We start from the raw sequence: 15,697 nt of genomic DNA, 5'->3' as shown, positions 1-15,697 counted from the left end.
TAATTTACCAATAAAAAAATGTGTAATCATTCCTAAAAGCTTATATTCATGGTAAGTAAAAAGTTGCTATTGCTTAATATCTAATAGTAGAAACTATAAAGTAATTAATTGTGAGTAAATCTATTAAGTTAGCAAGAAATTAGATATTATTTGTTACAATAGGGCTCGAGTAATCTATCAAAAAATTGCTTTATAAGTTGTGAATATCTTGATCTAGTAATTTTTTATGGAAGTACTTTATTATATGGTCTATTACCTTATCTTTGGAATCATAGGGTGATTTTTATAATTAATATTATGTTTAAAAGTTTAGGAAGTATAATAAGTCATTATTTGCTTTGATTTAACATTTTTTAGGAACCCTATATATAATTTTTACTAGCTTAAAGTTTATCTGTTTAGATCCTTATATCCACAATAATTCATTTATATATCAAATAACAACTTTGTTATCAAGAAAACTAGTTACGTCTATGGAAGTAATTTAAACAAATAGCAGGGTAACAGAATAAGAAAATATCTAATATTAACTAAATATTAAAAGCTAATATATAAGAATTCACAGAAAATTAAAAGTGTGATTATTCTACTATTTTTATACAATTGGAGAATTGCTACCGTAAAGAGATACTTTATAATTAAAAAAGTGTACTAGACTAATGATAATTATTAAAGATAATTACTTTTATATTCATATAACAGCCATACTGAATTAAATAGATAATAATGACTAAGCGGATATTATGGTTTTTATTTATTCAATTTGTAGCGATATTTAGTTGCTCTACAAATAAATTAGTATTTTTAATACTTTTGATTGAGTCTATAATTAATCAGTAAAATGGTACCTAGCTAGTTTTATTAATGATTCCCGTATTTTATAATTGTAATAATTTTTTAGAAAAAAGTTATTATGAAAATATTTAACTGATAATGACTCCGAGCATATGTAAAGCAGTCATAAGTTAACTGTACAGATATGTATTTTCATATGGCTTATCTTACTCAGACAGGAATTTATTATTTATAGTAGAACATCAAACTCAAGCTTTATTCTACTAGTTTATATGGAATATTTATCTATATCGGGTTATCACACCAATGGTTTTAAGATCAAGTAATTGTTTGTATTGCGTTATTAAGATAGTAAAATTAATCAATAGTAGAGACCTGAAACTTATACCATTCTTTGGATTGATTTTGTCTAATCATAAGAAGATCATACTAATATCTTCATCGTCCAAACTAATTAGAAATATTTACCTTGTATACCCTTTTCCTTATTGCTTCGCTGTATTCTTTTTTGGGTAATCAAGCCGCCAAAAAAGGCACCTAAAATAGTTCCAGTCCATATTCCCGTGATGCTACCCTGCCAGAATGCTCCTGGTGTTACCCAAACTTGGCAACCCTGTTTTATACCCCAACCGTATTGCTGACACCTTTGACTATAAAACCTTGAAGTCATCTGTCCACCAAAATAACCACTAGATAATCCAGCCAGCAATGCAAAAGAAGTGCAAATAAGAGTACGATTTTTCATTCCTAAAATATAAAGAGAAAGGTTTAAATAAAGAGTAATATCTAATTCTGAGCATCCTGATATAGCCCATAAATACTTATGGGTAAAATATATTCATTATTTTCCCTTGTTTGTATCATCCTTTATTCCTCATACCTGTTGCAATATCATTAATAGTTAACAAGGCTTCATGCAATCATTCTCCTTTGCTATAACGAGAACGAATTCCTTCAGAAGTTTCAATATACTTTTAATTCCCGCAAAGGTCTAAGCAAGGAAACTTATGGTAAGCCCAAAGATCAAAATAATACCATTACGCAATTGTACTAGCTTGTAATAAAACTAGATCACTATTAAGTAATACTTGATGACCCATAATTTGCATTACCGAATCTCTGGTAAGGTAAAATCCATCAGTAATTTGCTCAAATTCAAATACCTTATCAAACTCTTTTTTTGTCCTCTTGCTTTGATAATTATCTTCCATATAGTGTATTTGTCATTTGCGAACTGAACTATCCAATCAAAAGGACCTTTTGATTGGATAGTTCAGTTTAGCATGCTAACCATTAGTCAATAAATATCTAAATTCCTATCTAAATAGTTATTAACTGATTCTTTTATATTTTTCCAATATGAAAAAATATTGTGTAGGAATTTTTCATTTATTAATAAGTTAAGTTCCTTATAGCTTTTCTCTATGGTTTTGAGAAAATGGAGATACAGTGCAAAATAAAAATCTGCTTGAATGACTTCATTAATATTTAGCCATTATAATTAACTTCAATACTAATGAAACTTGGTCATAAGTTATCTGAACTTCCGGAGGGTGTAAACTCCTTAATTGACCGAGAAGATAAACCATCTTCTTGACCTCATTATTTTCAGGTAAGAGATCCCCATCATTTTCCTAATACCTGGAGAAGATAGCATAAAACTAAATTATGTCCATAGTAAGTCTTCATAGCATTAATATAAGGATAAGTTCAGAAAATAACTCATATCCTTTTATTCTGGTTAATTAAGACTATTAGTCTTAATCCATTATTATTTTTACCATCTATGAGTTTGCGGTAATGTATCTCAGCCACGATTAACCCGTTTTTCTGTATATATAATTTGGTCTATAGATTAAGTTTTTTCGATTTCGGGAAATTTAAGAATAGGCAGTTGTTTTCCTTGAAATAACTCTTCGCTAGCTGCTCCTAAAGAAACTAGTATGGCTGGGGCTGATTTTTCTGCAATTAGCAACGTAATAATAGATATAGTGCCTAATTGTAGTAATAATGGTTGGGTGACTGACAAACAGGGTACTTCCAGTTCTAGATCCTTAAAATAATTGCATGTAAATAATGACATAAACTATGCTTCTACACCTTATGTATAAATGGGGATAAAATTAAAATTTAGTAGTTATTCTACCAAGAAAATAAAATAGTTTTCAAGTATTTTACTTCGTCAAATTAAGGAAAAATTATCACCTATTAATTGAAGATTTCAAAATTGTTCTGATTCCATTTTATAATTCTAGGATACCTCTACATCATACAAGTTTCTCACTTTTGAAGTTGACTATTTATGAAAACAGTACTAATCGACCAAAAATTTTTAGTGCCATTTATGAGCTAAGAAATAGATAGCAGTATAATAAGAACCTTGACAAGTATATTATTCATATATGTTTTGTATTATCTCATCTTAACTTTCTGATACTAAAGTTTAGACTAAATCTTAGAGTTAAAGGGAAACTAATGAAAATGCATTAGGTTTTAAAATTTAGAGAGAAAAAATAGTATTTGTGATCTTCAAAGAATACTTAGCGTATTAATATTTTTTCGAGTTTAATTAAATTATTATCAGACTATCTTTATTTTCCAAAGAGTGTTCGCGAGTAGACAAATACTTTACAGTAATGTCTTAAACAGTGATATTTTAAGCTTTTTCAAAGCCATCATATAGATATTGCTGTAACTAATTGAGTGAATAAAATAATTACTAATTGGCAAGTTACCATCAATATTAAATTGTTCTATTATGTAAGTATAAGTCTTCCAGGTAATAGAGCCTTTTATTGGCTAGTTATATTTAGAGCAAGCACAGCATATCGAATATAGGCTAAGCTTTACGATACGAAATTATTGCTAATGAATATGATTATTAGGATTCAGGTGTCGCCTCGCCATAAGTTAGAAATTTGTTGGAGTATTTCGGAAAAACTAGGATAGATAGGGTACAAGTCAGCTAGTTGATTAATTTTAATTTTATGAGTAATCGCCAAAGTAATAATATTAATTAACTCTCCTGCCTGAGAACCAAATATAGAACCCCCTATAATTTCCCCATTACGTAGCACAATAAGTTTACAAATACCTGTAGTTTCATCTTGAATATGAGCCTTGATTAGATTTTTATAAAATTGCCGTAAAACAAAGAATTCTTTTTGACAGTATTGTTGTTTTGCTAATGTTTCTATGAAACCAACTTGTGCCACCATGGGGTTGGTAAGTACAGCCCAGGGAATACTGAGGTAATTGACTTTTAATTTGGGTAAGGACAGGGCATTATTAATAGCAATTTTGGCTTCATAGTTCGCAATATTGACACAGTTAAAACCACCTAGCACATCACCACAAGCATAAATACGGCGATTGTTTGTTTGCAATTTAAGATTTACTTTGAGTTGATTGTATTTATGCCATTTAACTCCTACTTTTGGTAACCCTAGAGACTCAATATTCGGTTTACTAGGAGTAGCTACCAAGATTTCATCAGTTCTTATAACTTGTTCTCTTGTGTGTAAACATTTTTGTCCATCAATGCATTCTACTTGCATTATCTGTGTTTTGGTTAGAATATTTATTCCTTCTGCTTCTAGTTGTGTTTGCAGTATAAAGGCAATCTCTAAATCTAAACTCGGTATAATGTGAGTACAAGGAACAATTAAAGTAACTTTGTATCCCAAATACTTTAATGTTTGAGCTATTTCTACACTTTGAATACTTCCACCCAGAATTACCCAATTTTGTGGTAATTTATGTTTTTCTGATATAGATTCTATCCCTTGTTCTCCTATTTTTTTATAGAGATATTGCCAAATATTTTCTATGGTGAGAAAACCTGTCGTTAACAGGCCGGGAATTTTAGGGATAATACAATAAGAACCAGTAGCAACTAGATAGGTACGTGCTTTTAATAATCGTTCACTGGTAGCAAAAACCAAATGGGGTGATGATTGGAATTGACCATTGCCATAAATAATATCAACTCCTTTTGTTGCAAGAACAATAGGTGAATTTTGTTCTTCAGCATAGCTAACAACCTGGTTTGCAAACAACATCGTATCTGCTAAAACACCCGTGTCTTTTCTGTCTATTTTACCAATTAAACTAGTATTTGCCCCAAGCAAGTTATTGCTGGTAAACCTCATATTATAGGCAAGTTGGGAAATAGCATACTGTTGAATTAAACTATAATTTACTTGGGGTTCTACAAGAGCAACAGAAGCATTCATAGAAGTTGCAGTCAGAGCTGCATAGCGCCCAGCGATAGTACCACCAATAATTACAACATCGTAGTCAATCAATTTCAGATTTCAGAATTGGGATTTAAAATAATAATTTGTATTATCTTAAACTAAGTTTAACTAGGAATAAGTGATGCTACATCACAAACAACACATTGTGTATTATCAAGCACTTAATAAAGTATAGATTTCAACGCTTTGTGATACTTCTTATAATTTTTGCTCAATACAAGTTACAAAAAACAAAATTATTAATTATATTTGTTTATTTTGCTATAAGTTCCTAACATGAATTAAATAGTGACTTTCAAATAGAATACGTAGCTGTGAAAACTCATATCGTTGATCAGTAAATATTACTAATTATAGAGTATGCATAATCTGTCTTAAGGCACTTAATAAATAATTATTATCTCCAGATGTACGTACAGCAACCCGGAAAAAGTGATCACCTAGTTGAGGAAAACTGAGACAATCGCGGATTAAAATTTGGTGTTGCTGGAGTAGCTGAAATTGCAGTTTTGCAACAGAAAATTGTGATTTAACCAATAAAAAGTTAGTGGTGCTTGGCAGAGGTTGTAATCCATCAATCCCTTCTAAACCTTGAAATAGTTCCCATTTTGTTGGTTTTAGCCATGCCCAAGTTTTTTCTTGAAAATGTATATCTTGAATGGCTTTGATTCCAGCTACTTCTGCCAAAGTATTTACAGGCCAGGGATCACGCCACAATCCCCAACGTTTGAGACGTTGGGGATTAGTGATTGCATACCCCAATCTTAATCCAGGTAGACTATAGAACTTCGTAAGTGACCGCAAAATTACTAGATTGGGATACTTATGAACCCAACTAATTAGACTTTGTTCCTCTTCCGGACATAGAAAGTTCATAAAAGCTTCATCTATAACTACCAGAGAAAATTTTTCTAGGCAGGGAATAATTGTCTCTCTCATAAACAAACCACCTGTAGGGTTATGAGGATTATTGATTAGTAATCCACAAGTGTGGGTATTGATTGAGTGAGGTAGTTTAGCTTGTTGCCCCATAGGAGTGGAAATAAGGTAAATATCTTTCTCTCCTTTTCCTCTTCTACTTTTACTTTTAACCTTCTCATTTTCCTCAAATAGACAGATCTCCTGAAAATTGGCATTGTATGATTTCAAAGTGCGGTAATAGTCGCCAAAGGCAGGAGTTATTAAAATAGTTCCGGTCAGTTCAGCAAATTCTCTACCCAATAAAGTGAGTAATTCTGCTGAACCATTTCCCGGCAAAATCCAATCTGGGTGTAATTTATGAAAGTGACTGAGAGCAAGTCTCAGTTCACTATAACTTGGATCTGGATAATTTTTGATATTAGCCAATTGAGATTTTATCGCAGTTAAAATACTATGGGGAGGCCCCAAAGGACTAATACTGGCAGAAAAATCTAAAATAGCACTGGGAGAACAGCCAACCAGTCTTGCTGCCCAAACTAAGTTTCCCCCATGTGCAGGCTGTATCATGCAAATGCTCTCCCCAACCTCAAAATTTATAATTTTGGGGGTGCTACTTTCTCTCTAAACATCTTACCCGCAGAGAATGCAGGTACTTTGGTTTCAGGTATAAGCATTTTCTCGTTGGTTTTAGGATTACGTCCTTCACGGGCTTTTCTCTCCCGTGATTCAAAAGACCCAAATCCAACTAGAGTTACCTTATCGCCAGAAGATACTGCTTCCACAATGGTTTCTAAAGCAGCTGTAAGAACAGCATCAGCTTGTTTTTTAGTTACACTAGCTTTCTCAGCCACAGCATCAACCAATTCACCTTTGTTCATAAATTATACTCCTGAAATCACTAACCTAAAATTGTACGGATACACTATGAAGTATCTTTTCCCTAAATTGTTAATGAAAGTTGCTCTGATAAGTATTTTTGCTTAAAAAGCTTGCAATTACTATCTAATCAACTTTTCAATGAATTATTCTAAAGCGTGAAAGCTAGAGGTGGATATATAAAACCATTAATTTGTATGGAATTCAAGATTTTTCTCTTATTCAAAGGATCTCTTTGACCAAAAAATACCCCAAAAATTAAGGATAAATACTTACAATAGAACTTTTCATTCAGAAAAATGTTAAAGAATACAGCTCAAAGAAATTGGCATTAATTTTCTTATTTAAGCCAGGGTTTCATTTGTTTAAAGTACTTGTAGACGTTTATAACTATTCAAATCAACTTCATAATAAGAACTTTTTGCTAAGTTTTGTAAATTTTTCTAAAACTGACCATATTTTGGTGTTCATACTCAGTATGTTTGTCAGTTTTCTTAATAAAAAGCTAACAAACACGCTAAAATCAATCATACATTTTGCCATAAGTAAAATATCTCTCCAGCAAAATTATGTTCTTTGATCAATGATTTCCATCAAGTAATTTTACCGTTTTTTTTGCTTCGGAAACAAAGTTTATGAAGATGATCACTAAAAAATACCTTCATAATGGCTAAGGTTATGGCAATTACACATCAGATTTCAGGGGGAAATGGCCAAATTTTTTGGCCTTTATTTAAGTCTAATCCTAATAGAATCTAAATCTGATAATAATATTTCTACTGTACTCCTATCATAGGAAATGATTTAGTAGTTTCACTAAATGGATTCTTTATTTATACTGATTATAAGCATATTTTAAGAATTTCTTACAAAATATAAATATGTATTCCTTCTAATAAAATATCTATAAAGAGACGAAAAATATAATTTTTACATAGCTATTTTAATAAGATAAACTACTTAAATAATACCTATACAAATCCTATTTTTTTTTGCTAAGAGAAATTGATAGTTCGAAGATTTGTATGCAATTATCAAAAGTGCAAATCTATAGTTCTAGCCTTTAATGATTACTTCGACGTAGAGGAATATTTTAGATAACATTGATAGAAATTCAGGAAAATATATTCTAATTATTAATTGATGCTCTACAAGAATTATATGATTTAACTTAAAGTAAGTTTCTATTAAGAATAGAAAAAAGTAGGTTGAATACAAAATTAAATATTTAAATTTTCTAATCCTATTAATAAAACAAGATTATACTTTGATATCCAAAATTGTGCAGCAATGTTAAAGGGTTTCATTACTTAAATAATCTAGAGGAAGAGGTTCATTACGTCCTGTATGAAGGGCTATCTATGTAAAACTAATGCTTACTTGAACAATTATCAAGTGGGCTAAATTATTTGATTAGTAAGTCGTGTTTTACGACTTACTAATCAAACGCTTAATACTGACAACACTTTGACTTTTATTAAGTAGTTAAAGTAATGGAATATTCATGTTGTACACATGTTCATTCTACTAAGACAACTTTTATTAAACCAATTTGAAAAGCAACTAAATCATTTTTGCCAGAAATCCTTACTTACATATTAGTCAAAGACTATGATCAAGTTATCATTAATTGGGAAATAAGGAACTTTTTTGAGTTGTGAAATTGTTTGAATTTTTGCATTTGTATAATTCTAAAATCAACTCGATTGTAGAGATAGAAAATACCCCACAAGGTAAAGAGAGCCACATAAAATAACTAAACCATCCTTATTTGAGGGATTAAATGCTATATCTAGGACTGATGGTAAATCTGTATGTGGATAACAACTCTCGAGTCCTGGACAAATAGTTGTAGCTAATTGTGCTAATTCTCTTGGATTCGCTGAGTTATGTTCTGGTATTGGTACTAAATATAATCGATCTTGTGTTCGCAATAACTCCCTAAAGATATTAAAATGGTCTTTGTTAGATAACATGCCTATAATCCAAACAACATATGTTGCACTTAGACTATCAATATAATCACGCAGAGCTTTTGCAGAACCGGGATTATGGGCTCCATCTATTAGCAATTTCTGCCTTTTCCATGTTGTCCATTGTATTCTTCCCAGCCATTGAGTTTGTGCTATCCCATTAATAATGGCTGATTCTGGAATATTCCAACCTTGTTTTTGTAATACCTCAATTGCAGCAATTGCCACGGCTGAATTTGTCAGTTGGAATTGTCCTGATAGGGGTAAAGGATATTTAATATATTTCCCGCTGCTACATTTGTATTTTGCCCATCCTGGTTTTAATTGACGAGAACTTTTAGTTATAATAAGGGGGGATTTTAATTTTGAAGCTTGTGAACGTATTACTTGCTGAGCATTTAGGGGTAATACACCCATCACCACAGGACGTCCTTTTTTAATAATACCTGCCTTTTCTGCTGCAATTTCTGCTAGTGTATTACCCAATATCTGACAGTGTTCTCTACTAATTGAAGTAATGACACTTACTAAAGGCGGAGGGCAAACATTAGTAGCATCTAATCTACCCCCTAATCCCACCTCAAAAACAGCAATATCAACCTGTCGATAGACAAAGTAAAGCCAGGCAGCAATAGTAATAACTTCAAATTGAGTTGGCAAATCTTGATTGGGAGCAATAGCATTTTCTACTTTCTGTAAAATCTTATATAATTCGTTAGGAAAAATTGGTTGATCATTAACACTAATACGTTCTACCCAATTCACTAAATGGGGAGAAGTATATCTCCCAGTACTATAACCTGCTTTTCTGAGGATGGATGAAAGATAAGCGCATACAGAACCTTTACCATTAGTGCCAGCAACATGAATTATAGGCAATTGATTTTGGGGATTACCAAGACCTAATAACAGGGACTCCACCCGTGATAAATCCAGATGGACTCTAGAACATTGAAATTTTTGTAAAAGTAAGTCAATATCCACAAAAAAAGTAAAATTATTCAAAAATAAGGATATAAATTGGAAGACCACCCTAAAGTCACTAACGTCCCAGAATTTTAGGAATGAAAAAAATAGCATTTAGGTAAAGCTACCTTTATGCTAGCCTGGCAGTTTTTGAAAGTGTTGGCCTTCCAATTTAAGGTACAAGTGAGACTTTGAGAATCTCACAAATAAAGCTTACTGAATATTTGGGAAACGGTCGACTTGTACTTTAAAGATGTGGTGGATAATTAATAATTTAAGCCTCCCCATTAAAGAATGTTTGCAGTTGTTTTAAGGCTGCTGTACCAATATTAAATAGTGCCCAACCAGCAGCAAGTACCAATGGTGTTAAAACAATAAGTAAACGAATATCCATAATTGGATTCCTCCTTGTAAATTAGGAATTAAGGGTTTGTAAAGAATACTCATTTCTATTCTCAGATGAAGTGGGATTTTTTCCCAAGGAATATGCAAATTTTTATTCCACGACTTATCTGGTTTTTTGGTTTAACTTATTCTCCTAAAATATGTTTTAGCAAAATAAAAATCAATCAAAGTCAATTTTTAACATATCTGGACATGGGATATTAGTTCAGCTGCTTATGCTGTAATATCCACTACATAACTGATTACATCACCCGGGGACTAATCACTGGAAATATTACTAGCAAGTTAACACTACCTGAATTTATCCTAAAATCACCTAAAATTTTACCAAGACCAGTAAGAAAACTGGATTATGCATGGGCAGAATTCAATAATGCTAACTAAGATGCCCTATGGCGAAATAATAGTCTTTCATGATGTCTGGCTTACCAATAGGGGTTACGTACAAAACCACTTCATTTTATTTAGACTTTTGTAAATGCTCCGATGGTGATAGACCCAATATATACTTTGAATGAAATAAATATGCTAAATACTAAACTCTATAGGATGTTTTTAAAGAACCAAAAATTGTGGTATCACAAGCCATAATTATTGCTAGGGATCAGACTCAGAAAAATTAGAAAGCAGGAGACACGATAGAATAGAGGTATAAATGATTTAGCATCTAGAAATGTCAATGGATCATTCAACCATGGAAAACCACAGGAGCTCTAGAATGCTACAGTTTTCCATATCTAAAATGATTGCATTATTCATAATTTTCCTAATAAGTTGAGTTGTAACTGTAAGGCAAAACCTATCTCTGATAGTGAATATCTATATATTGTTAATATATACTCCATGATGAATCCAGGCTTACAATATCCGATATTTGGCCCCGAAATTCAGTGTCCCCATTGTCAACAAAAAATTCCGGCATTAACATTAACAGATACCTATCTCTGTTCGCGTCATGGTGCATTTGAGGCGCATCCTCAAACTGGGGATTTAATTCACCTACAGTCTGGAAGGCATTGGTGTCGCTGGAATGATGAATGGTATCGTCAACATACCCATCCTGATGGCATTCGTTTTGAAATTCATGAGGCTTTAGACAATTTGTATACTCAGGGTTATAGAGCAACAAGGGTTGTTATAGCTAAACGTTATCAAATACTTATGTCTAGTTCTTTAGAAGAACATACTTCTTGGTACTCTGGACAGCTTGAAATACCTGCTGTAAGACTATATGGATTACCGGTAGAATTCAGCCCTGATGCTAGCGAGGAGCCCTGCTGGGGTGTAATTAATTTTGATCTAGACAAAGAACCTGGTGTGCCAGTACGCTATCCATATTTCCGCTTATTAGAATAATTTATAGAAACTTATAAAAGTTGTAGAAGTGAAGATACTATGATTGTTAGTCATAGAAAACAACATAAAAATACCTGGCCATGTATATTGCCTAAAAAATTAATAACTTTGAATACCTTATCTGGGGTACCATACCTACAATGGGTAAATCTTGGGATTTCTAATCAGGGAGAATAGTAAATATATGCCAATTGAATGGTAGTACATATGCTTACAAAATAAGGGCCTCAAAAACTCGTGATATTAGCATCACAAACTGAAAGTTGAAAATTTGCGCTATTTACCCTCATTTAGATAAGTATTCACCACTGTAAAATGTAATATTTATTACCGCATAAAAATTTTGGTAAAGCATCCTGAGAAACGTTTAGAATTTCTTAAGAAGGTTGGAATTATTTATATTAACTCTGACTATAAACTATACGAAATAATATCTGTAAGTTTAGCTGAGTTATTTAACTTACAATTCGAATACAATTTGGGTTAATTTATAATCAATAAAGTAATTCAAGACCTCACACAACTTGGAGTATTAGTAAGAAATATCTTCATTTTGTAAGGAGTATCGGCATTATATTATGTGCCTTACTAAAAACAAATATCAATTTCTGGATGCCTAATGGTTTAGGTCACTAAACTATAATATTCATAAATTAGATTGTTTTATTTGATTTGACTTCCAGAGAATTTATTGTATATGCACCATGTTTCCATTCGTACAGCTGACATTCACCGAGCGATTGCATTTTACGAACAGCTGGGGTTTAATATCAGTGAACGCTTCACTACTGGCTATACATTGGCCTGTTGGATGGAAGGTATAGGCAGTAGGATTGAGTTAATTCAAATACCAGAACCCAAACCAGCACCAAATATATTCGCAGACTTGCACTATGTTGGATACTATCACTTATCATTCGATGTAACTGAGTATAGTATCAATCTATCGAGTTATTTAAATTACTTACAAGATATTTTTATTCAAAAGTCTCAAGAAAATCCAGAAAAATTTCAACCTCTGGTTGTGATGTTAGGACCCACACAGCAGAAAATAGGTGATAGCATATATGAAGTAGCATTTATATCAGACACTGATGGTCTGCCTGTTGAAATAATTCGGATTTTGACTACCCTGAAATGTTGATTTTATATTACTCTTGTGGGTGGGATGAGTCCCTGCAAATTATTGCCCAAGTCATAATTGCTTGTAAGAGCCTGACCTGGATGGAGGCATATCAGGGGTTCGTAATTAAACTTACAGATTAAACTGCCATTGTAAAATAAATGCCTGTATCTTATCTGCTACGCCGATACCGCACTCCTCTCTTACTTTTCATTATCTGCCTGGTGGCAGTAATATCATGGCGCGGCAGTCAGTTAGCTTATATAAGGGTTGCCATAACGCCTCGATCGGTTGGTTCTAGAATAATGGAAGTATTGCCGCTAAATAATAAACCCCTCACCAAAGATGTACAAAAGAAAGTATTAAAGAATGGATTAACTATATTAACAAAGGAAGTACATAGCAGTCCTGTTGTAACACTACAGGTCTGGTATAAGCTGGGCTCAAGAGATGAAGAAACAGGATTGAACGGTATTGCCCATCAGTTAGAACATGTGATGTTTCAGGGAACAAAAAAACGCCCTATTCAATTTGGACGTTTATTTAACGCTTTGGGTGGCGAGTGGAACGCATTTACGGGCTATGATCACACTGCATATTATGAAACGGTAGAAAGCAATAAGCTATTTGCATTGTTAGAGCTGGAAGCAGATCGGCTAAGGAATGCTTTAATTAACGCCAAAGCGTTGGAAATAGAAAAGCGAGTAGTTATTTCTGAGTTACAAGGTTATGAGAATAGTGTTGATTACCGTCTTGGTAGTGCTATTTTAAAGCAGAAATTCCCCAACCATGCTTATGGTTTGCCAGTAGGAGGTACTAAGGCCGATGTACAAAAACTTAATGTTGAACAAGTAAGAAAGTATTATCGTAATTTTTACCGTCCGGACAATGCTGTTTTGGTAATTGTAGGAGATTTTAACCGGAAAAAAACTATGGAGATGGTAGGGAAAACGTTTGGAAAAATTCCTAAACCGTTGCAACCAATTAAGAGAACAAGGATTGCTAAAACATTAGATAGCTATAAAATTGCATCTGATCCCATAGTATTAAAAGGACCTGGAAATACAGCATTAGTGCAGGCAGTATACCCCATTCCTGATGTAAACCACGAGGATATTCCTGTGTTGGATGTAATTAATTATATCTTGAGCATGGATAAAAATTCTTATTTGGAAAGGGCATTGGTAAAATCGGGGTTAGCAACAGAAATTAAAACTTATTTACCAAAACTATCGGCAGGTGGTTGGTATGAAATATTAGTAAAAGCTAACCCCAAACAGGATTTATCCAAGATTGATGATGCTATGAAGGTAGAGGTTGCAAAGTTGGCACAACAGCCTGTTACTCAACAAGAAGTCAAACGTGCCCAGATGAAGTTAACTGCATCTCTAATTTTAGATAATCGTGATATTACTAATCAGGGGATTCAATTGGGTAATGATGAAACAGTTACTGGTGACTATCGTTATACTGACAAGTACTTAGCAGCACTTAATAGGGTGTCAGTAGGAGATGTACAGCGTGTTAATAGAAAATACTTGAACCCGGAAGTTAGGACTGTAGGATTCTTTCAACCAACCTTTAACTATAAAGACTCAAAATCACCATCAAGTGTGGCCAATTCCTCAACTGGAGAAATTATTGATTTCCCCGAACATCAAAGCCCCATCAATGAAGTTGAGGAGAAAGATTTTATACAAATGTCTGAATATCTACCAATAGTGGATTTTGGCCCTATGGTGCAAGAGCCAACTTTACCCCAACAATTTAGCTTGGATAATGGTTTAAAGTTATTGTTATTACCTGATCAAAATACTCCCACTGTAACCCTAAATGGTTATGTCAAAGCTGGTCAGGAATTTGATCCAGAAAACAAGGGTGGTTTAGCTGCTATGGTGGCAGCTAATTTGATGAGTGGTACTAGAGAGCAAGATGGTATATTAATTGCAAACAATTTAGCCTCTAGGGGAGCTGGTTTGGAATTTGAGAGTTATCGTGAGGGGGTGGCAATTCGGGGTAGCAGTTTAAGTGCAGATTTACCTATGCTGATAAGAGTGCTAGCAGATGTCATCAAAAATCCTATATTTCCAGAAAAAGAGTTGGAAATTAGTAGGAAGAAGGCGTTGAGTAAATTGGCTGAAAATTCGGAAGATCCTACAGAAGTAGCAATTAAGACATTTGTTCAATCAGTATATCCTAAGCATCATCCACTGCATAAATTTCCTAGTGATAATAGTTTAAATAGTATTAATCGTGAGGATTTAATTAGCTTTAATGCCAAACATTATCGTCCTGAAAGTACCACTTTAGTCTTAACTGGAAATTTTGAGGTGCAACAGGTATACTCCCTAATTAAAGAAGAATTTAGTGACTGGAAAGCCAAAATACCTGCTCCCAGCTTGAAATATCCTAATGTGGATATACCAGAAAACTTGGTGCAATTAAATCCAGTAGTCAATGATAAAGCCCAAGCCATTACTTATATAGGTCATCAGGGAATTAAACGGCAAGATAGTAGATATTATGCAACCTTGGTATTAAATCAAATTTTGGGCGGAGATACAGTATCGAGCCGCTTGGGTGCAGAGATACGTGATCGTCAGGGTTTGACTTATGGCATTTACAGTTCGGTAAATGCAGGTAATAACTTTGGCACATTTGCTATTGAGATGCAAACTGCTCCTGAAGATGCTAGACAAGCAATCGCTAGTACTCGTAAATTGATGGAAGATCTTCACTGCCAGGGTGTAACAGCTAGGGAAGTAGAAGCAGCTAAAAGAACTTTGATAAGTAATTATAATGTTTCTTTGGCTCAACCAGAGGAATTAGCTAATCAAATTCTCATGAATGAAGTGTATGGTTTCACTCCAGGAGAACTACATAAATTCACTGCTAAGATTAAAGATGTTAGTCTCAAGCAAGTAAATAAAGTGGCAAGAGAATTGTTGCATCCAGACAAAGTAATTGTGGTTACTACAAGCCCTTCTATTGTCATAGAGAAAGGCTATAAACAGACAAAATAA

11 protein-coding genes are annotated in these 15,697 nt (G+C 33.1%); 3 read left to right on the top strand and 8 right to left on the bottom strand.

The genetic code is table 11. The features are described 5' to 3' along the window. Positions 1-1,249: 1,249 nt before the first annotated feature. The 8 genes from RINTHH_RS01670 to RINTHH_RS01640 form a co-directional block, all read right to left on the bottom strand. A complete protein-coding gene (locus RINTHH_RS01670) occupies positions 1,250-1,540 on the bottom strand; it encodes a hypothetical protein (protein ID WP_008232108.1) in 291 nt (96 codons plus the stop codon). Positions 1,541-1,832: 292 nt separating this feature from the next. Next, positions 1,833-2,006, bottom strand: coding sequence for a hypothetical protein (locus tag RINTHH_RS10625; RefSeq protein WP_008232106.1), 174 nt, complete (start codon positions 2,004-2,006; stop codon positions 1,833-1,835). Between the two features lie 644 nt (positions 2,007-2,650). Beyond that, a complete protein-coding gene (locus RINTHH_RS01665; RefSeq protein WP_044304376.1) occupies positions 2,651-2,878 on the bottom strand; it encodes a hypothetical protein in 228 nt (75 codons plus the stop codon). Between the two features lie 805 nt (positions 2,879-3,683). Beyond that, positions 3,684-5,102 carry a dihydrolipoyl dehydrogenase family protein gene (locus RINTHH_RS01660; protein ID WP_155943880.1) on the bottom strand — a complete coding sequence of 473 codons (1,419 nt, stop codon included), beginning with the start codon at positions 5,100-5,102 and terminating at the stop codon, positions 3,684-3,686. A 303-nt stretch (positions 5,103-5,405) separates the two neighbouring features. Next, positions 5,406-6,542: a threonine-phosphate decarboxylase CobD gene (gene cobD, locus RINTHH_RS01655; protein WP_008232100.1), complete on the bottom strand. Its 1,137-nt coding sequence runs from the start codon at positions 6,540-6,542 to the stop codon at positions 5,406-5,408. Between the two features lie 26 nt (positions 6,543-6,568). Continuing rightward, a complete protein-coding gene (locus tag RINTHH_RS01650) occupies positions 6,569-6,853 on the bottom strand; it encodes an HU family DNA-binding protein (RefSeq protein ID WP_008232099.1) in 285 nt (94 codons plus the stop codon). A 1,695-nt stretch (positions 6,854-8,548) separates the two neighbouring features. Then, positions 8,549-9,904: a bifunctional folylpolyglutamate synthase/dihydrofolate synthase gene (locus tag RINTHH_RS01645; RefSeq protein WP_008232097.1), complete on the bottom strand. Its 1,356-nt coding sequence runs from the start codon at positions 9,902-9,904 to the stop codon at positions 8,549-8,551. Between the two features lie 160 nt (positions 9,905-10,064). Beyond that, positions 10,065-10,184, bottom strand: a complete 120-nt coding sequence (locus RINTHH_RS01640; protein WP_008232095.1) for a photosystem II protein Y — start codon at positions 10,182-10,184, stop codon at positions 10,065-10,067. A gap of 854 nt (positions 10,185-11,038) precedes the next feature. Between RINTHH_RS01640 and RINTHH_RS01635 the strand changes: the two genes are divergently transcribed. The 3 genes from RINTHH_RS01635 to RINTHH_RS01625 all read left to right on the top strand — a co-directional run bounded on the left by RINTHH_RS01635 (position 11,039) and on the right by RINTHH_RS01625 (position 15,697). Next, positions 11,039-11,551 carry a TIGR02652 family protein gene (locus RINTHH_RS01635; RefSeq protein ID WP_044304374.1) on the top strand — a complete coding sequence of 171 codons (513 nt, stop codon included), beginning with the start codon at positions 11,039-11,041 and terminating at the stop codon, positions 11,549-11,551. Positions 11,552-12,248: 697 nt separating this feature from the next. Continuing rightward, the gene (locus RINTHH_RS01630; RefSeq protein ID WP_008232091.1) at positions 12,249-12,695 is read left to right on the top strand and encodes a VOC family protein; all 447 of its coding nucleotides are present in this window, start codon (positions 12,249-12,251) and stop codon (positions 12,693-12,695) included. A gap of 140 nt (positions 12,696-12,835) precedes the next feature. After that, a complete protein-coding gene (locus RINTHH_RS01625) occupies positions 12,836-15,697 on the top strand; it encodes a M16 family metallopeptidase (RefSeq protein ID WP_008232084.1) in 2,862 nt (953 codons plus the stop codon).

It is taken from the genome of Richelia intracellularis HH01 (assembly GCF_000350105.1).
Classification (GTDB): Bacteria; Cyanobacteriota; Cyanobacteriia; order Cyanobacteriales; family Nostocaceae; genus Richelia; species Richelia intracellularis.
Note: the sequence above shows the minus strand (reverse complement) of the source record. Positions and strands in the feature narration are given on the sequence as shown.